The organism is Sulfuricella denitrificans skB26, from assembly GCF_000297055.2.
GTDB classification, from domain to species: domain Bacteria; phylum Pseudomonadota; class Gammaproteobacteria; order Burkholderiales; family Sulfuricellaceae; genus Sulfuricella; species Sulfuricella denitrificans.
Genome location: NC_022357.1, coordinates 1,726,411 through 1,745,000 on the forward strand (window position 1 = coordinate 1,726,411; position 18,590 = coordinate 1,745,000).

Here is an 18,590-nt window from a genome sequence, read left to right on the forward strand (position 1 = left end):
TTCTTTACTCCTTATTGACCCAAGGTCAGAGTTTTCATCAGCAGCGTCTTCGCTGTATTCATCATGTCCGCATTATTCTGGTACGAACGCGAGGCCGAGATCATGTTGACCATTTCCTCCACTACATTGACGTTGGGCATGGTGACAAAACCCTGGGCGTCCGCCAACGGATGCTTCGGGTCGTACATGCGCTTCATCGGCGACGGATCCTCGATCACCCCCGCCACTTTCACGCCGGCACTTCCGGAACGGCTACCGCCAAGCGGCATCGCGCTAAACACGACCTGCTTTGCCCGATAGGGTTGGCCGGTTGAACTGGTTGCGCTATCCGCATTGGCGAGATTGCTCGCTACCGTATTGAGGCGCTGCGATTGCGCTGTCATGGCGGATCCGGCAATATTGAATACGTTAAATAATGACATTATTGGCCCTGTATTGCTGCTTGCATGGTTTTGAACTTGCTGCCAAGACTATCCAGCAAGAACTGATAGTGAATGGCGTTGTCGGTGAATTGTGCACGTTCCACGTCCATATCCACGGTATTGCCGTCAATACTGGGTTGCACAGCGGCACGGTAAAGTGCCTGCACATTCTGAGTACCGGCAAATGTTTTCATATGGCCAGCGGATGTCACGTTCATAGCCAGATTCCCCACTTGCGCACCCTGTGCACGTTGTAGCTCAGTGGCGAAATTAATATCTCTCGCCTTGTAGTTGGGCGTGTCGGCATTGGCAATGTTGGATGCCAGCATCTGCTGCCGGTTGGCACGCAAATTTAGAGCGTCTCGCAAAAAACCGATCTCTTTATCGATGCCACTAATCACTTGATTCACACTCCGACTGGGTTCACTCAGCCAGAATAAAGCATAAGGCGTGCCAGAACCGCGGACATTCAGGCAGCACGGCAATTCAAGCAAGGATAAGACTAGGTTGTGAAGTTGCGGACCATCAGGTGGCGGCAAGAATTGCCGCCTTCGGCAAGATTGTCCGGCAAGGGGGAATTACTCGGCGGCAAACACCCGGTTACGGCCCGCCGCTTTTGCTTTGTAGAGCGCCTGATCGGCCCGTGAGATGATGGCATCGGCCGATTCATCCGGCTGGCGCAGCGCAATGCCAGCACTGAAGGTGATTAACACCTTCTCATTTTTGTGCAGAAAAAATTTCTTGGTCAACTCCCGCTGCAACCGCATCATGGTCTTCATTCCTTCCTCGACGCCAGTCTCCGGCAGAATGATGACGAACTCCTCACCGCCGAAACGCGCAATCACATCCGTCGGCCGCAAGGTTTCTTTGACCACGTGTACCAAATGAACCAGCGCATCGTCGCCGGCATCATGGCCGTAGGTGTCGTTGAGACGCTTGAAATAATCGATATCGAACAGTGCCACGCAAAGCGGTGTATGGGTTCTTTCGGAACGTGCAAACTCACGCTGGAAGGCATCTTCCATGCCACGACGGTTAAGTGTGCCGGTCAGAAAATCTTCATGCACCAGACTGGTGGTTTTATCCAGTTCGGCCTCCAACTCCCTGATCTTGTTCTCTGAAGCTTCCACCTGCTTGCGCGTTTCCTCCATCTCGTCGCGCGAACGTTGCATATCGACCTGCATCCCCTTGGTATCGCTCATCAAGTTCTCAAGGATCCGGTTCAATTGGTTGATATCATCGGTCTTGCTAATCTGCTCGGAATAACCCTCGATTCTCTTATTGTATTCGGACGTGCTGGATGACATTTCACCCAACCGTCCAATGAATGATGTCACCATATTTTTTAGCGTCGTCTTTGCATCGTTCAGACCCTGCTTAAGCGCTCCCTGCTTATAGATCAGCTCCTTGAAGCTACGCTCGACATCGTAAATAACGCGTGGATTCAGTGGCTGCGAAATTATCTCCTGCACCACGGCAATCTGGCCATGTAACCACTGATCATCCAGAGACAACTCGCTGATGTTGTCCACCAGCAGCTTCAAAAGTTTCAACAGCCCATCCATGATTACCGCATCGGATTCACCACGCAGTTCAAGCTTGATCCAGAACTGCTTGAGTGACCTGGACAGTTTTTCCAATGCATCGGGACTTTCTGCCACACGTACCGTAACCGCTAATTTGTTAGCCTCGCCAGCCAATTCGGGGAACTGAGTCAAGTGCGGAACAATACCGGTTTCCAAGGTTTGGGCCAGCATTTCCCGCAATAGTCTGAAATTATCCTTCGACAGCGCATCTGCGCTTACCGCCAAGGCCTTCACCCCTGCAACCGGGGTTGAAATTTGTGCGACCCTCCCTGGCTCAGCCTCTTCAGAATCCGATGCGCCCTCGTCCATCTGCATACCCGCTTGGCCCGCCGGGTTTTTCGCCCATGCATTGACCAGCGCCTGCAATTTTTTGTGCAGATTTCTGGAGTCCGAGGCGAAATTGATCAACACCCGCTCCACGCCTTCTTTCTTTCTGGCTATGGGAAGCCCGCTTTGCTTGAGATCCCATTGCTTCAGCAACTCCCTGATCAAATTCGCCCAGGACGCCTCCTCGCCACCCGACTGACCGACCAAGGCGGACATCCCGGATTCAAATTCTTTCCAATCGCGCTCTCCAATAGCCTTGTCAATCAGCGCCAAGGTCTTGCTCAATGCGGGATTTTTTTTGGCCAACCCTTGCAGTATTTTCTGTAGCGCCTGGTCCGCACCCTGATTCCCACCACCGGAAGGTTTGCCGGAGGTTTCATCGTAAATTTTCTGGTAGTTTTCGGGCGTCGGCAAAAGGCGCCGAACGGAAAGAAGCTTCAGGGTTTCGCGTGCGATATCGGTAGGATTGGTAAATGTCGGCATGTGATTAGGGTTATTGAGGTCACTTGAAGGCTCCAACTCGATGGAAACCTGATCAATGGATCATAGCACTCGCCACATCACGCTTCAATCCATACCTTTTTTTCTTATAGCCGCGGCGCTTAACGTCCCGATAAAGCAGGTGTTAGCCTCCACTGAAACCTCGTTTTCGGGTTACAATTACGATAACCCGCAACCATTCCGTACCTCTGATGGTCAATTTCCCAGCTCGATCTTTTTTTGGCAACAAGCACATCTTGGTGGCGCTCTGCTGCCTGCTTGCCACCTTTTCGCCAGCCTGTGCCAGCGCCGGCTGGCAGGATATTGGAATGATCCGCAAAACGGTAGATCACTTCGTGCGACAGAATACCGCCGAACTGCCTGGAGAGGTCACATCGACCGTGGGTGCGATTGACCCACGCCTGCAACTGCCCTCATGCGATACACCGGAAGCTTTCCTACCCTCCGGCAGCCGATTGTGGGGAAACTCCACCGTAGGGGTGCGTTGCCAGTCCGCCACCCCATGGACCATTTATGTGCCGGTCAGCGTCAGGATCATGGCGCAGACCGCCGTAGCCACCCGCCCTTTAAGCGCCGGCCAGACTGTCAGCCCAGCCGATGTCGCGATGCAAGGCAATGATCTTTCGCAACTGCCACCTGGCGTCATCACGGATCCCGAACTTGCCATCGGCAAAACCGTCATTTATAGCGCCTCAACGGGTCAACCCTTCCGGCATGATATGTTGCGAGCCCCCAAAGTCATCCAGCAGGGGCAAACAGTGAAGCTGATGGCGAAAGGAAACGGGTTCCAGGTCACGTCTGAAGGCAAGGCGCTCGCGAATGCCACCCTGGGTCAAGTAGTATCGGTGCGCACCCAGTCCGGAGAAGTCATCAGCGGCATCGCCAAACAGAATGGCGTGGTGGAAGTGAATTTTTAGTGACAACAAATTATGAGATGCTATGACTGCTAAAAATCTGGATGGCAAAGCGCTGTCCGAGCAAATTCTTCAACAAGTCAGGCAAGGAGTCGAAGCACGCCTTGTCGCTGGCAAACGCGCGCCGGCACTGGCCGTCATCCTGGTTGGAGCAGAACCTGCCTCAGCGATCTACGTACGCAATAAGCGACGCTCGTGCGAAACTGCTAATGTGCGCTCAGTCTCCCACGACCTGCCCGCGGCCACCACCCAGGAAACGTTGCTGGCGCTGATCGACCAGTTCAACGACGACCCCGGTATCGACGGCATTCTGGTTCAGTTGCCATTGCCGCAACACATCGACCCCGAAACCGTGATAGAACGCATCCATCCGGACAAGGACGTGGACGGCTTCCACCCCTACAACATCGGTCGACTGGCGCTACGCATCCCGGTGCTGCGCCCATGCACCCCGCATGGCGTGATGACCCTGCTCAAGACCACTGGGGAAAACCTTAAGGGAAAACATGCCGTGATCGTCGGCGCTTCCAACATCGTCGGACGGCCGATGGGACTGGAACTCCTGCTCGCCGGCTGCACTGTCACCACCACCCACCGCTTCACCCGTGACCTGCCCGCTTTCATTCGCCAGGCGGAAATTCTGGTGGTGGCAGTAGGCAAACCAAAATTCATTCAGGGTGAATGGATACGCGAAGGAGCAACGGTAATTGATGTCGGCATAAACCGCCTTCCGGACGGCAGCATCTGCGGCGATGTCGAATTCGAAGAGGCGCGCCAGCGTGCTGCCTGGATCACACCTGTACCTGGCGGAGTGGGACCGATGACGGTCGCAACGCTGCTGGAAAACACATTAACAGCAGCCCAAAGGCACGCGCCGTAACCTGCACTTAGCCTGCGGCGTGCCAGCGCCGTAACAAATCAAGATCGACACATCCCTGGTCAGTCGCTTCCCCTTTCATCATGCGAAATGGCTGACCTGGCTCGCCCAGATCGCTCAGTACCGCCACCACGCCAGAGAAATCGTGATCCAGCGTATAGTCGTTGATCGTCACAACGGTTTTCAAACCTGCGCCCACACTTGCCCTTACGCCGTTCTCCGAGTCTTCTAGCGCCAGGCAATCAGCCGCATCGAGCTTCATCTTGTCCAGCGCCCAGAAATAGATATCCGCCGCCGGTTTCTTCGCAGGAACGATATCACCTGCCGCAATCACCTCGAACCATTCAGCCGGATCGCCACCCAGGGTATTACCCAATAGGGCGGTCACATTCTCCGGGGTAGTAGTAGTCGCGATCGCCAACCTGATGCCGGCGTCCCTGGCCTCGTTAAGCAGCCGCTTGACACCGCTACGCAGGGGTATCCCACCCTGACTTAGTAACTCGACGTAATGACCGGTTTTGGCCTTGTGCAGGGCCACCACCAAATCGTCAAAATCTTTGGGCTTGCTGTAATCCGGCCGGAAACGCTCCACATAAAACCGGATACGTTCCTTGCCACCAGTCACTTCCAGCAACTTGCCGTACAGCGGCACATCCCATTCCCAATCCAACCCAAACTCCCGGAAAGCCGCATTGAATGCCAACCGGTGACCATCACGCTCGGTGTCCGCGAGGGTGCCGTCCACATCAAAAATCAAAGCCTTTAACACGCTTGCTCCTTTTGCCCAAACTTGCGATAAGTCAGAATTTCTGTTATTAAAGCGGTTTCGCTAAAAACGGTAGAGCTTACATGTCCGCAGAATTACGCAAACAATTCACCCCCTACGTTCCAAAAAAGAATGAAGAATACATGAACACTCGACAGCTTGCGCATTTTCGCAAAATTCTCGAGGACTGGAAAGGCGAACTGAGCCAAGATATCGACCGTACCGTGCATACCATGCAGGACGAAGCGACGATCTTTGCCGACCCCAATGACCGCGCCAGCCAGGAATCCGACATGGCACTGGAACTCAGAAACCGCGACCGCGAACGCAAACTCATCAAGAAAATCAACGAAACTATCGGCAAAATCGAAGCCGAAGATTACGGATACTGCGAAAGCTGCGGCGTCGAAATCGGCCTGAAGCGCCTGGAAGCACGTCCCACTGCCACGCTGTGCATCGACTGCAAAACGCTTGATGAACTAAGAGAAAAACAGGTCGCAAAATGAAAATTTGGCGACTTGCTTTCAGTGAAGGGTAATCTTTATCTTAGACCAAGGTTATACCGAAACAATAATGCAAGTTGCCAAATGAATTATTCACGACCTAACGTTCCTCATGCAAACTTCCGTTACCCAGCCTGACCCTGCCCAGAACGAATTCCAGCGTCAAATGAATGGGCTGTTGTACAGCTTGCTTAAATGGGCTCAATTGTCAGAATTCTGGACCAAAGTGGACAAGGGTGCCGGCTGGTATCTCTATGCCGTTGGCGAGACTGTGCCAATCGCTCCCGCTACGCCAGCACAGGTGGAAAAATTCATCGTTGAAATGGATGCACTACTTCGGCAAGACCACCGCGAAAGCTACTGCGGCATCGTCTACGCTGACTGTCTGGACAAACCCTCTTTCATCAAGATCTATGACCCCAATCATTTGGGAGTCTCCTGCGGCTCAAGTAAAAATGCAATCTTGCCAGGCTGGATCATGAGCTTGGCACCTCCCACCGAACTGCATCTGAAATACGCCCTGCCCGCCAACCGCCAGCGCTGGTGGCAAGGACTTTTTTCTCAGAAATAAATTCGCCCATAAAAAAAGCCCCCTTGGCTTTCGCCAAGGGGGCTTTTTCATCCCCAAAACCCAAGATGGGGTTTAGGCTTCGCTACCTTCGGGTTTCTTCGCCACTACTGGCGCTTCTATCAGCGCCTTCATGGAAAGGCGTAAACGACCCTTCTCATCAGCCTCCAGCACCTTGACCTTAACGACTTGCCCTTCACTCAAATGATCGGAGACCGCATTCACCCGTTCGTGAGCGATTTGGGAAATATGCAGCAGACCATCCTTGCCCGGCAACACACTGACAATCGCACCGAAATCCAGCATTTTAATTACTTTACCTTCATAGGTCCGACCAACCTCAACTTCGGCGGTCAGCTCTTCAATGCGTCTCTTGGCCAGATCGCCGGCTTCCGAGCTCAGGCAGGCAATATTCACCGTGCCGTCCTCAGTAATGTCGATGGTAGTGCCGGTTTCCTCGGTCAGTGCACGGATCACCGCGCCGCCCTTGCCAATCACGTCACGGATTTTCTCCGGGTTGATCTTGATGGTGATAATCCGTGGTGCATACGCAGACATTTCTTGGCGAGCATGCGGCACAGCTTCGTGCATGATGCCGAGGATATGCATGCGGCCTTCACGCGCCTGACTGAGCGCAACCTGCATGATTTCCTTGGTGATACCCAGAATCTTGATATCCATCTGCAATGCAGTGATGCCTCTATCCGTACCAGCAACCTTGAAGTCCATGTCGCCGAGGTGATCTTCATCGCCCAGGATGTCCGTCAACACTGCAAAACGGTTGCCATCCTTGATCAGGCCCATGGCAATACCTGCCACGTGCGCTTTCATCGGTGCACCCGCATCCATCAGCGCCAGACAGCCGCCGCAGACTGAAGCCATCGAACTGGAACCATTCGACTCGGTAATTTCCGAAACCACGCGCATAGTGTAGCCAAATTCTTCAGGACTGGGCAAAGCCGCCACCAGCGCACGCTTAGCCAGGCGACCGTGACCAATTTCACGACGTTTCGGGGTGCCCACACGACCGCACTCACCCGTTGCGTAGGGAGGGAAGTTGTAATGCAGCAGGAAGCGATCTTTGTACTCGCCCTGCAATGCATCGATGGTCTGCTCGTCACGCCCGGTACCCAACGTGGCAACCACCAGCGCCTGGGTTTCGCCACGGGTAAACAGCACCGAACCATGCACGCGCGGCAGAACGCCGGTACGAATAGTAATCGGACGAACGGTACGTGTATCACGGCCATCAATGCGAGGTTCACCCTCGAGAATCTGGCTGCGCACGATCTTGGCTTCAAGATTCTCGAAGATCCCCTTGATCTGGTTGACACGGGCGGTATCCATATCTTCGGTAAGCAGTTCGCCCAGTACACGACTGCGAATCGCGTCGATTTTCTGGTAGCGGTCCTGCTTCTGGCGGACCTTGTAAGCTTCGTTCAACTCGGCCTGAGCCAACTGAGCGATCTTTTCGATCAGAGTCTGGTCCTGCTCTGGTGCCTTCCAATCCCATGGCGCAGCCGCCACTTCATCGGCAAGCTCGTTGATCAGGTTGATCACTGCCTGCATTTCATCATGGCCAAACACCACCGCACCCAGCATCACGTCTTCAGGCAGTTCCATGGCTTCGGATTCGACCATCAGGACAGCCGACTCGGTACCCGCGACGACCAAATCAAGCTGCGAAGCTTTCAGCTCTGTCGCCGTCGGGTTCAGCACGTACTCGCCATTAACATAAGCAACACGCGCAGCGCCAATTGGGCCATTAAAGGGGATGCCGGAAATCGCCAGAGCGGCGGAAGCGCCGATCAAGGCAGGAATGTCGGAATCGATTTCGCTCTCGGAAGACATGACGGTAGCAACGATTTGCACGTCATTGTAGAAACCCTCAGGGAAAAGCGGGCGCAACGGGCGATCGATCAAACGGGAGGTCAGGATTTCCTTTTCGGAGGGGCGACCTTCACGCTTGAAGAAACCGCCAGGTATCCGGCCAGCAGCGTAAGTCCGTTCCTGGTAATCGACCGTCAGCGGGAAAAAATCCTGCCCGGGTTTGACGCTTTTGGCGCCAACCACTGTAACCAGTACTACCGTATCATCCAGGCTAACCATAATGGCACCAGACGCCTGGCGGGCGATTTCTCCGGTTTCCAACGTCAGTGTATGACGCCCGAACGCAATACTTTTCTTGATATGGCTCAAAACGTTATCCTCTACTTAATCGTAATCTTCTTTATCGAGTCGGCAGGACTGCAACGCAACCTACACAATCTCTGCTCTATCCATTGCCGAATCCATCCTTGCGGAATCCTCGATCCCGGTGGAGGATGCGAGAAAACAGAAATTACTTACGCAAGCCGAGGCGCTCAATCAAGGTACGATAGCGGTCAACACTGCTGCCTCGCAGATAATCCAGCAGCTTGCGGCGTTTGCTGACCAGCTTTAGCAGACCACGGCGGGAATGATGATCCTTGGCATGGGTCTTGAAATGACCGGTAAGATCGTTGATGCGTGCAGTCATAAGGGCAACTTGCACTTCGGTCGAACCGGTGTCGCCCGTGGCTTTTTGATAATCCTGCACAATTTGTGCCTTTTGGGTGCTGTTCATTGACATAGTTTTCTCCACAAATAAAACGCGTTATTTTACCTTGTATTATGAGATATTCTCAAGTAATTCTCGCAGGTTAGCACCTGCGAAAAAATTCTGTTACACCGTACTCTCGACAATGAGCCTTTTGGGTGCAATCTTGCCGTCATCCGCAATCTCGCCAATGCCGACAAGGCACTTGTCTTCATCGTACAAAACCACTACTCCATCATGCACCTGCTTCGGCATCCAGATCGCCTGCCCTTGCCGAAAATAATAGGCGCTTTCCTGGTCCAGTATTATTTTTGGCAGCCCATTCAGCAGGCAGTCCGGCGGCAAAAGCCGTGCGTCCCTGGCTTCCAGGTCCAACCCATCGAGTTGCTCCAGGGTCACCGTTTGGCCAATTTCAAAACTGCCAATGCGCGTGCGCCTTAATGCCTGCATAAAGGCGCCACACCCTAGTACACGGCCCAAATCTTCCGCCAACACCCGAATATAGGTACCCTTGCTGCACGCAACCGTAACGCTCAACTCGTCACCAGCAAAGCTATCCAGAGTTAAGCTGTAAATCGTCACTGGCCGCGCCGCCCGTTCTATCTCAATCCCGGCACGGGCATAAGTATAAAGCGCCTTACCCTGAAATTTGAGTGCAGAATGCATTGGTGGCACCTGAAAAATAGGGCCAATAAACTGTTGCAACGCCTGTTCCACTTGGCCAAGCGATAGATCCACGGCTTTGCTGCTGGTCACTTCCCCCTCAGAGTCACCCGTGGTGGTGGTTTTCCCCAGTTTGAAAACCGCCTGATAGGTTTTGCCGGCATCCAGCAGAAACTGCGAAAACTTGGTCGCCTCGCCAAAGCAGATCGGCAACAAGCCCGTTGCTATCGGATCCAGGTTTCCGGTGTGCCCGGCCTTGGCGGCTTGATACAGTCGTTTGGCCTGCTGCAGAGCGCCATTCGACGAAATTCCGTAAGGCTTATCCAGCAGCAGAACACCGCTGATAGGACGCTTGATCCGTTTAAACTGCAATGGGCTATTCTTCTCGTTGATGCGCTTTATCTGAGGAAACCGCCTCGTCGATCAGTTGGGACAGACGAACCCCATGCTCGACGGAAGTATCATAGATAAAATGCAGCTGGGGCATGATCCGCAGCTTCATACGGTGCGCCAACTGCGAACGCAGGAAGCCGGCAGCATGCTCGAGGCCAGCCTGCGCCTTAGGTGCCTGCTCAGCTGCCTTCATCGTGGTGAAATACACCTTGGCATGGGCATAATCCGGGGTCACCTCAACACCAGTCAAGGTCACCATGCCGACACGGGGATCCTTTACTTCCATCTGGATCAGATCCGCCAGTTCGCGCTGAATTTGCTCGGCTACCCGGCTGGTTCGCAGAAAAGCTTTACCCATGATGGCACTTCCAGGTTATCCGTTGCATAAATCGGCGCCTAAAGGCTACGCGCAACTTCAATCATCTCATAAGCTTCGAGGTGATCGCCGACATTGAGATCGTTAAAGCCCTTCAGTGACAATCCGCATTCAAAACCGGATTTCACTTCCTTCACATCGTCCTTGAAACGTTTGAGGGAGTCCAACTCGCAAGTATGGATCACCACGCTATCACGCAACACTCGCACCATAGAACCACGTTTTATGGTGCCGTCGAGCACATAGCAACCAGCAACCGTACCCACCTTCGAAATCTTATACACTTCACGAACTTCCACCAAGCCGAGTACACTTTCTTTGCGCTCTGGCGCCAGCATGCCTGACAGCGCAGCTTTGATCTCATCCACCGCATCGTAAATAATAGTGTAGTAGCGTACATCCACTCCGGCGGACTGGACCAGCTTGCGTGCAGTCGCATCAGCCCGCGAGTTAAAGCCGATTACCACGGCTTTCGAAGCCAGAGCCAGATTGATATCGGACTCGGTAATCGCACCTACTCCGCTATGAATGATATTAACCTTAACTTCGTCGGTGGAAAGTTTCTGCAGTGCATGAGCAAGAGCTTCGTAGGAGCCTTGAACATCGGTCTTGATGATCAGCGGCAAAACTCTGACCTCGCCCTCACCCATCTGATCGAACATATTCTCAAGTTTCGCCGCATGCTGTTTGGCCAACTTCACGTCACGGAACTTACCCTGGCGGAACAACGCGATCTCACGCGCCTTGCGCTCGTCGTTCAGCACGATCACATCCTCGCCCGCCATCGGCACCTCTGACAAACCCTGGATCTCTACGGGAATGGAAGGCCCGGCCTCTTTCACCATGTCGCCGTTTTCATCCAGCATGGCCCGTACGCGACCGAAGGCCCCGCCAGCCAGAAGCATGTCGCCCGCCTTAAGCGTTCCAGTCTGCACAAGAATAGTCGCCACAGGACCACGCCCCTTGTCCAATCGCGCCTCAATCACCAAACCCTTGGCGGGAGCATTCTTTTGCGCTTTTAATTCTAGCACCTCAGCCTGCAACAACACGCCTTCAAGCAGTTCATCGATGCCCTCGCCGCTTTTGGCAGAAACCCCGACAAACATCGTATCTCCGCCCCAATCTTCAGGGACGACACCTTGTGCCACCAATTCCTGCTTAATACGTTCCGGATTGGCTTCTGGCTTATCAATCTTGTTCATTGCCACGACGACAGGCACGCCTGCCGCTTTGGCATGATGAACCGCTTCAATCGTCTGCGGCATCACGCCGTCATCGGCAGCCACTACCAGAATGACCACGTCAGTGGCTTTGGCGCCGCGCGCGCGCATCGCCGTAAAAGCCTCATGGCCCGGCGTATCGAGGAAGGTCACCATACCGCGTGGCGTTTCCACGTGATAGGCACCAATATGCTGGGTAATACCGCCAGCTTCGCCATGAGCAACGCGGGTACGGCGAATATAATCAAGCAAAGAGGTCTTGCCATGGTCGACGTGCCCCATTACCGTCACCACAGGTGCGCGCGGCTCCAGTTGCACCTCATGCACATCATCATCGGCCAGATAAGCTTCAGGGCTATCCAGTGCCGCCGGCTTGGCGACATGCCCCATTTCCTCGACCAGAATCATCGCGGTTTCCTGATCCAGCATCTGGTTGATCGTCGCCATGGTGCCCATCTTCATCATTACTTTGATGACTGCAGCTGCCTTTACCGCCATTTTTTGCGCAAGCTGCCCGACCGTGATGGTTTCTGGGATCATCACTTCGTAAATGATGGGTTCAGTCGGCATGGCAAAACCATGAGGTCCTTGGTCTTCCGCCTTGTGATGCGCCCCCCTGTCCTTACGGTTGCGCCATCCAGTTCCGGCCCCCATATCACCACGCACTTTGATACCACGCTTTTTACCCGCCGAATCAGCCCACGTGGTTTCCTTTTTCTTTGCTGCCTTTTTCTCGACTTTCTCACCCGGCTTTACGACAGGCTTATGTAGCGTACCTTCCGAAAGTGAGAGCTCTGGCACCTTGACAGGAGCTTGAGTCACAGCAACCGCAGATTCTGCAGCTGCCGCAGCTTGCGCCACTATTTCGGCTTGTCGGCGCAGACCCTTTTCCTGCTTTTCACGAATATCAGCGCTTTGACGTGCGAAAAGCGCTGATTGTTTACGTGCTTCTTCTTCGCGTTTGGCGATCTCCGCGTCGTGCAATTGCGGCTTAGCTCTTTTCTTCACTGCAGCGGCTGCGACTGGCACTTCAACCGGAGCAGCCTCAACGGGCACTTCAACCGGAGCGGCTTCGACCAAGGCTGCTTCGACTGGAGCGGCTTCGGCTGGCAACTCAACCGGAGCGACTTCGACTGATACTTCAACCGGAGCAGCCTCCACTGGCGCTTCCATCAGAGCGGCTTCATCCAAGGTCGCTTCGACCGGAGCGGCTTCGGCAATTTCTCGTTTAACAAAAACCCGCTTCTTCCGCACCTCCACCTGGATAGTACGCGCTTTGCCAGTACTGTCAGACTTCTTGATTTCAGTCGTTTCCTTGCGGGTCAGAGTGATTTTATTCTTCAGTTCTTTTGCGCCATGTGCACGACGCAAATAATCAAGCAACTGAGTCTTGTCTTGCTCAGTAAGCAAATCCTCGGACGCCGCTTTATTCACGCCCGCGGCCCGCAACTGTTCCAGCAACAGCGTTGCGGGCAAGCCCAGCTCGCCGGCAAATTGAGCCACGTTCATTTGTCCCATTTAGGTCTCCAGTACATTCTGCTCGCTATCGTCATGCAAACCACGGAGCGCGTGCCGTCATAATCAATTCCTTGGCGCGTTCACTATCCATCCCGGTCATTTCAACCAGATCGTCAACCGCCAAATCAGCCAGATCATCCATCGTCACCACGCCCTTGGATGCCAAGGCACGTGCTGTCTCATCATCCATTCCCTCCATCGCCAGCAATTCAGCTGAGGGAGCCTCCATTTTTTCCTCGCTGGCAATCGCTTCCGTCAGCAATGCATTGCGTGCGCGACTGCGGAGTTCATTGACCGTATCCTCATCAAAAGATTCAATTTCCAACATCTCTGAAAGAGGGACATAGGCCACTTCTTCAAGCGTGCCGAATCCCTCCTGCACCAAAATCCCTGCCACTTCTTCGTCAACGTCAAGCTTTAGCATAAACTGAGAAATAATCGCCGAGCTCTCTTCCTGGTTCTTCTGATCCGCCTCTTCCTCGGTCATGATGTTCAAGGTCCAGCCTGTCAACTCACTAGCCAGGCGCACATTCTGCCCGAGGCGACCAATGGCCTGCGCCAGTTGCTCCTCCTCTACCACCACGTCCATGCTATGCTTTTCTTCGTCCACCACGATGCTGCTGATTTCCGCAGGTGCCAAAGCATTGATCACAAACTGAGCGGGTTCGGGCGACCACAATATGATGTCCACTCGTTCCCCAGCAAGTTCAGAGGTCACTGCCTGTACGCGTGAACCACGCATACCAACGCAAGTTCCAATTGGGTCAATGCGCTGATCGTTTGATTTAACGGCAATCTTTGCGCGCACACCCGGGTCTCTCGCAGCCGATTTTATTTCAAGCAAACCATCCTCAATTTCAGGAACTTCCAGATCAAACAGCTTGACTAGAAACTCGGGCGCAATGCGAGACAAAATCAATTGTGGGCCGCGGCCTGCCCGGTCAACTCGGGACAGATATGCTCGCACACGGTCGCCAATCCGAAGATTTTCCTTGGGAATCATTTGGTCACGTGGCAGTAACGCCTCGATCCGCCCCGATTCAATAATGGCGTTCCCCCGCTCCATCCGCTTAATGGTTCCAGTAACAAGAAACTCCTTGCGCTCCAGAAAGTCGTTCAGTATCTGTTCACGCTCAGCTTCACGAATTTTCTGCAAGATCACCTGCTTGGCAGCCTGCGCACCTATACGGCCAAACTCAACCGGCTCAAGCGGTTCTTCAACATAGTCATCCAGTTCTATTTCTGGGTCGCGCTCTTTGGCCACCATCAGGCCAATCTGACGCTCAGGAAACTCAACGGCATCATCGGGAACCACATGCCAGAGACGAACTGAGGAATACTCACCGGTCTCGCGATCAAGGTCAACGCGCACTTCAACGTCCTCATGAAAACGCTTTTTTGTCGCGGAGGCCAACGCCAATTCCAGCGCAGAAAAAATCACATCCTTAGAGACGTTCTTCTCCCGCGACATCACATCCACGACCAGCAAAATCTCACGACTCATACACCCTCCGGCTATATATTCGGTATCAAACGTGCCTTGTCTATATTGGCAATGTTCAGCGTCAACAGCGCACCATCAACTTCAAGTTGCAGTACGCCATCCTTAACACCACGCAAAACACCTGCATAATTCTTCCTGCCAGCAAGCGCAATCCGCAATTTAATCTGCGCACGCTCACCGTTAAAACGAATAAAATCCGCTTCCTTCTTCAAAACCCTGTCAAGGCCTGGAGATGACACCTCCAACCGGTCATAATCGCAGTCCATCTCGACCGCCAACAATCGCGATAGATGGTTGCTCACGAACGCGCAATCATCGACACTAATTCCTGCCGGCTTATCGATAAACAAACGAAGGGACTTACCCCGCTGCGACACCTCGAGGTCTACGAACTCATACCCCAGACCGGTTACCGTGGATTCCAGCAAACCGTATAAATCCATATCTCCGCCACAAATAAAAAATGGGCTGACAGCCCATATACGATCCGCGCATTATAGCAAATATTCAGTATGAATGAAACATCAACTGGCATACGGTTTATTAAGTTGGAACTTTGAACCCTACTTACAACCCACCTGATTTTTCTAAGCTATAAAAAACAAAACCCCCTGCAGCTTTCACTGAGGGGGTCTGTCTTGTTGGGAGCCTGGCGGTGACCTACTTTCACATGGGTAATCCACACTATCATCGGCGCACGTTCGTTTCACTTCTGAGTTCGGGATGGGATCAGGTGGGTCCAAACTGCTATGGCCGCCAAGCATAACTGGCTGCTGAAGGGGATGTTTTCCCTTCGGCTAAAAACTGGAAGAAGTAAAGTGGGATATTGTATCTTTTCAATTGCGCTTAAGGTTATAGGATCAAGCCTCACGGTCAATTAGTATCAGTTAGCTTAACGCATTACTGCGCTTCCACACCTGACCTATCAACGTTGTGGTCTTCAACGAACCTTTAGAGGGATCAAGTCCCTGGGAAGTCTCATCTTGAGGCAAGTTTCCCGCTTAGATGCTTTCAGCGGTTATCTCTTCCGAACATAGCTACCCGGCGATACGACTGGCGTCATAACCGGTACACCAGAGGTTCGTCCACTCCGGTCCTCTCGTACTAGGAGCAGCCCCCCTCAAACTTCCAACGCCCACTGCAGATAGGGACCAAACTGTCTCACGACGTTTTAAACCCAGCTCACGTACCACTTTAAATGGCGAACAGCCATACCCTTGGGACCGGCTACAGCCCCAGGATGTGATGAGCCGACATCGAGGTGCCAAACTCCCCCGTCGATATGAACTCTTGGGGGGAATCAGCCTGTTATCCCCGGCGTACCTTTTATCCGTTGAGCGATGGCCCTTCCATACAGAACCACCGGATCACTATGACCTGCTTTCGCACCTGCTCGACCTGTCCGTCTCGCAGTTAAGCAACCTTATGCCATTGCACTATCAGCACGATTTCCGACCGTACCTAGGTTACCTTCGTACTCCTCCGTTACTCTTTGGGAGGAGACCGCCCCAGTCAAACTGCCTACCATACACGGTCCCCGATCCAGATAATGGACCTAGGTTAGAACCTCAAACACATCAGGGTGGTATTTCAACGTCGGCTCCATCGGAACTAGCGTCCCGACTTCAAAGCCTCCCACCTATCCTACACAGATATGTTCAAAGTCCAATGTAAAGCTACAGTAAAGGTGCACGGGGTCTTTCCGTCTAGCAGCGGGTAGATTGCATCTTCACAAACACTTCAACTTCGCTGAGTCTCGGGTGGAGACAGTGTGGCCATCGTTACTCCATTCGTGCGGGTCGGAACTTACCCGACAAGGAATTTCGCTACCTTAGGACCGTTATAGTTACGGCCGCCGTTTACCGGGGCTTCGATCAAGAGCTTGCACCCCATCAATTAACCTTCCGGCACCGGGCAGGAGTCACACCCTATACGTCCACTTTCGTGTTTGCAGAGTGCTGTGTTTTTATTAAACAGTCGCAGCCACCAATTCACTGCAACCCCTATCTGCTTCATCCGCGAGGGACTACACATACCAGGGGCGCACCTTCTCCCGAAGTTACGGTGCTAATTTGCCGAGTTCCTTCACCCGAGTTCTCTCAAGCGCCTTAGAATTCTCATCCTGCCCACCTGTGTCGGTTTGCGGTACGGTCTCTATATAACTGAAGCTTAGAGGCTTTTCTTGGAAGCATGGTATCACTCACTTCATCCTCAATGAGGACTCGTCATCACGTCTCGACCTAAGCTCTCCGGATTTGCCTAAAGAACCAGCCTACACGCTTAAACCGGGACATCCAACACCCGGCCGAGCTAACCTTCTCCGTCCCCCCATCGCATTATACAAAGGTATCGGAATATTAACCGATTTCCCATCAGCTACGCATTTCTGCCTCACCTTAGGGGCCGACTCACCCTGCGCCGATGAACGTTGCGCAGGAAACCTTGGGCTTTCGGCGAGGGAGCTTTTCACTCCCTTTATCGCTACTCATGTCAGCATTCGCACTTCTGATACCTCCAGCATCCTTCTCAAGACACCTTCGCAGGCTTACAGAACGCTCTCCTACCACCTAAACATCCATGAGAATGTCTAGATCCGCGTCTTCGGTGCATAGTTTGAGCCCCGTTACATCTTCCGCGCAGGACGACTCGACCAGTGAGCTATTACGCTTTCTTTAAAGGATGGCTGCTTCTAAGCCAACCTCCTGGCTGTCTGTGCCTTCCCACTTCGTTTTCCACTTAACTATGCTTTGGGACCTTAGACGGCGGTCTGGGTTGTTTCCCTCTTGACACCGGACGTTAGCACCCGATGTCTGTCTCCCGTAAAATTACTCCTCGGTATTCTTAGTTTGCCATGGGTTGGTAACCAGCAATAGGCCCCTAGCCATAACAGTGCTTTACCCCCGAGGGTATATTACGAGGCACTACCTCAATAGTTTTCGGAGAGAACCAGCTATTTCCAAGTTTGTTTGGCCTTTCACCCCTATCCACAGCTCATCCCCTAACTTTTCAACGTTAGTGGGTTCGGACCTCCAGTGAGTGTTACCTCACCTTCATCCTGGCCATGGATAGATCACTTGGTTTCGGGTCTACACCCAGCAACTTGACGCCCTTATCAGACTCGGTTTCCCTACGCCTCCCCTATTCGGTTAAGCTTGCTACTGAATGTAAGTCGCTGACCCATTATACAAAAGGTACGCAGTCACCCCTGCTTTAAACGCTCTAAGATCAGTGAGGAGCGAGGAGTGAGGAGTGAGGGGTCAAAAGCTTTCGCTCTCACTCCTCACTCCTCACTCTTTACTCCTCACCGCCTAAAGCGCAAAGCGCTTAAAGCAGGGGCTCCCACTGTTTGTATGCATGCGGTTTCAGGATCTATTTCACTCCCCTCCCGGGGTTCTTTTCGCCTTTCCCTCACGGTACTAGTTCACTATCGGTCGATTACGAGTATTTAGCCTTGGAGGATGGTCCCCCCATATTCAGACAAGGTTTCTCGTGCCCCGCCCTACTTGTCGCAACCCTAGTTCCACACTCGAATTTTTACATACGGGGCTATCACCCACTATCGCCGGACTTTCCAGACCGTTCTGTTAATTCGTGTGCTAAAAGTTGCAAGGCTCTTCCGTGTTCGCTCGCCACTACTTACGGAATCTCGGTTGATTTCTTTTCCTGCAGCTACTTAGATGTTTCAGTTCGCTGCGTTCGCTCTACCCTCCCTATGTATTCAGGAGGGAGTACCCTTGCGGGTGGGTTTCCCCATTCGGATATCCACGGATCAAAGCTTGCTTGTCAGCTCCCCGTGGCTTTTCGCAGACTGCTACGTCCTTCATCGCCTGTAATCGCCAAGGCATCCACCACATGCACTTATTCGCTTGATCCT

At 53.1% G+C, this 18,590-nt stretch carries 15 protein-coding genes and 2 rRNA genes; 4 read left to right on the forward strand and 13 right to left on the reverse strand.

Annotated elements, in window-relative coordinates; translation table 11 throughout:
* Window positions 1–11 precede the first annotated feature (11 nt).
* The 3 genes from flgC to SCD_RS08445 all read right to left on the reverse strand — a co-directional run bounded on the left by flgC (window position 12) and on the right by SCD_RS08445 (window position 2,818).
* Complete coding sequence (flgC, locus tag SCD_RS08435) at window positions 12–422, reverse strand: flagellar basal body rod protein FlgC (RefSeq protein ID WP_009205519.1); 411 nt, start codon at window positions 420–422, stop codon at window positions 12–14.
* On the reverse strand, window positions 422–823 hold the full coding sequence (gene flgB, locus SCD_RS08440) for a flagellar basal body rod protein FlgB (RefSeq protein WP_023506907.1): 402 nt from the start codon (window positions 821–823) through the stop codon (window positions 422–424). The genes flgC and flgB overlap by 1 nt, the downstream gene beginning before the upstream one ends.
* A 177-nt stretch (window positions 824–1,000) precedes the next feature.
* Window positions 1,001–2,818, reverse strand: coding sequence for a GGDEF domain-containing protein (locus SCD_RS08445; protein ID WP_009205517.1), 1,818 nt, complete (start codon window positions 2,816–2,818; stop codon window positions 1,001–1,003).
* Window positions 2,819–3,144: 326 nt separating this feature from the next.
* Here SCD_RS08445 and flgA point away from each other — a divergent pair, with 326 nt between their 5' ends.
* Together flgA and folD are read left to right on the forward strand one after the other, a co-directional pair.
* Window positions 3,145–3,753: a flagellar basal body P-ring formation chaperone FlgA gene (gene flgA, locus SCD_RS08450; RefSeq protein ID WP_009205516.1), complete on the forward strand. Its 609-nt coding sequence runs from the start codon at window positions 3,145–3,147 to the stop codon at window positions 3,751–3,753.
* Between the two features lie 22 nt (window positions 3,754–3,775).
* Entirely contained in the window at window positions 3,776–4,630 is an 855-nt protein-coding gene (gene folD / locus SCD_RS08455) for a bifunctional methylenetetrahydrofolate dehydrogenase/methenyltetrahydrofolate cyclohydrolase FolD (RefSeq protein ID WP_009205515.1), read from the forward strand.
* Between the two features lie 7 nt (window positions 4,631–4,637).
* Here folD and SCD_RS08460 read toward each other — a convergent pair whose 3' ends face one another.
* The gene (locus tag SCD_RS08460) at window positions 4,638–5,396 is read right to left on the reverse strand and encodes an HAD family hydrolase (RefSeq protein ID WP_009205514.1); all 759 of its coding nucleotides are present in this window, start codon (window positions 5,394–5,396) and stop codon (window positions 4,638–4,640) included.
* 80 nt (window positions 5,397–5,476) lie between these two features.
* Here SCD_RS08460 and dksA point away from each other — a divergent pair, with 80 nt between their 5' ends.
* Window positions 5,477–5,899, forward strand: a complete 423-nt coding sequence (dksA, locus tag SCD_RS08465; protein ID WP_009205513.1) for an RNA polymerase-binding protein DksA — start codon at window positions 5,477–5,479, stop codon at window positions 5,897–5,899.
* A gap of 109 nt (window positions 5,900–6,008) precedes the next feature.
* Window positions 6,009–6,467: a hypothetical protein gene (locus SCD_RS08470; protein WP_023506909.1), complete on the forward strand. Its 459-nt coding sequence runs from the start codon at window positions 6,009–6,011 to the stop codon at window positions 6,465–6,467.
* A 72-nt stretch (window positions 6,468–6,539) separates the two neighbouring features.
* On the opposite strand, the gene pnp is transcribed toward SCD_RS08470, so the two are convergent.
* From pnp to SCD_RS08515, 9 genes are all read right to left on the reverse strand, one after another.
* Window positions 6,540–8,663: a polyribonucleotide nucleotidyltransferase gene (gene pnp / locus SCD_RS08475; protein ID WP_009205511.1), complete on the reverse strand. Its 2,124-nt coding sequence runs from the start codon at window positions 8,661–8,663 to the stop codon at window positions 6,540–6,542.
* Between the two features lie 142 nt (window positions 8,664–8,805).
* A complete protein-coding gene (gene rpsO / locus SCD_RS08480; RefSeq protein WP_041673405.1) occupies window positions 8,806–9,075 on the reverse strand; it encodes a 30S ribosomal protein S15 in 270 nt (89 codons plus the stop codon).
* A 93-nt stretch (window positions 9,076–9,168) separates the two neighbouring features.
* Entirely contained in the window at window positions 9,169–10,077 is a 909-nt protein-coding gene (gene truB, locus SCD_RS08485; protein WP_009205509.1) for a tRNA pseudouridine(55) synthase TruB, read from the reverse strand.
* 4 nt (window positions 10,078–10,081) lie between these two features.
* On the reverse strand, window positions 10,082–10,456 hold the full coding sequence (gene rbfA, locus SCD_RS08490) for a 30S ribosome-binding factor RbfA (RefSeq protein ID WP_009205508.1): 375 nt from the start codon (window positions 10,454–10,456) through the stop codon (window positions 10,082–10,084).
* A gap of 38 nt (window positions 10,457–10,494) precedes the next feature.
* On the reverse strand, window positions 10,495–13,212 hold the full coding sequence (gene infB / locus SCD_RS08495; RefSeq protein ID WP_009205507.1) for a translation initiation factor IF-2: 2,718 nt from the start codon (window positions 13,210–13,212) through the stop codon (window positions 10,495–10,497).
* Window positions 13,213–13,243: 31 nt separating this feature from the next.
* Window positions 13,244–14,716, reverse strand: coding sequence for a transcription termination factor NusA (gene nusA / locus SCD_RS08500; protein WP_009205506.1), 1,473 nt, complete (start codon window positions 14,714–14,716; stop codon window positions 13,244–13,246).
* 11 nt (window positions 14,717–14,727) lie between these two features.
* Window positions 14,728–15,159 carry a ribosome maturation factor RimP gene (rimP, locus tag SCD_RS08505; protein ID WP_009205505.1) on the reverse strand — a complete coding sequence of 144 codons (432 nt, stop codon included), beginning with the start codon at window positions 15,157–15,159 and terminating at the stop codon, window positions 14,728–14,730.
* 204 nt (window positions 15,160–15,363) lie between these two features.
* Window positions 15,364–15,477: ribosomal RNA gene (gene rrf / locus SCD_RS08510) — 5S ribosomal RNA — on the reverse strand.
* Between the two features lie 95 nt (window positions 15,478–15,572).
* Window positions 15,573–18,588 (reverse strand): 23S ribosomal RNA (locus SCD_RS08515).
* Window positions 18,589–18,590: the final 2 nt, after the last annotated feature.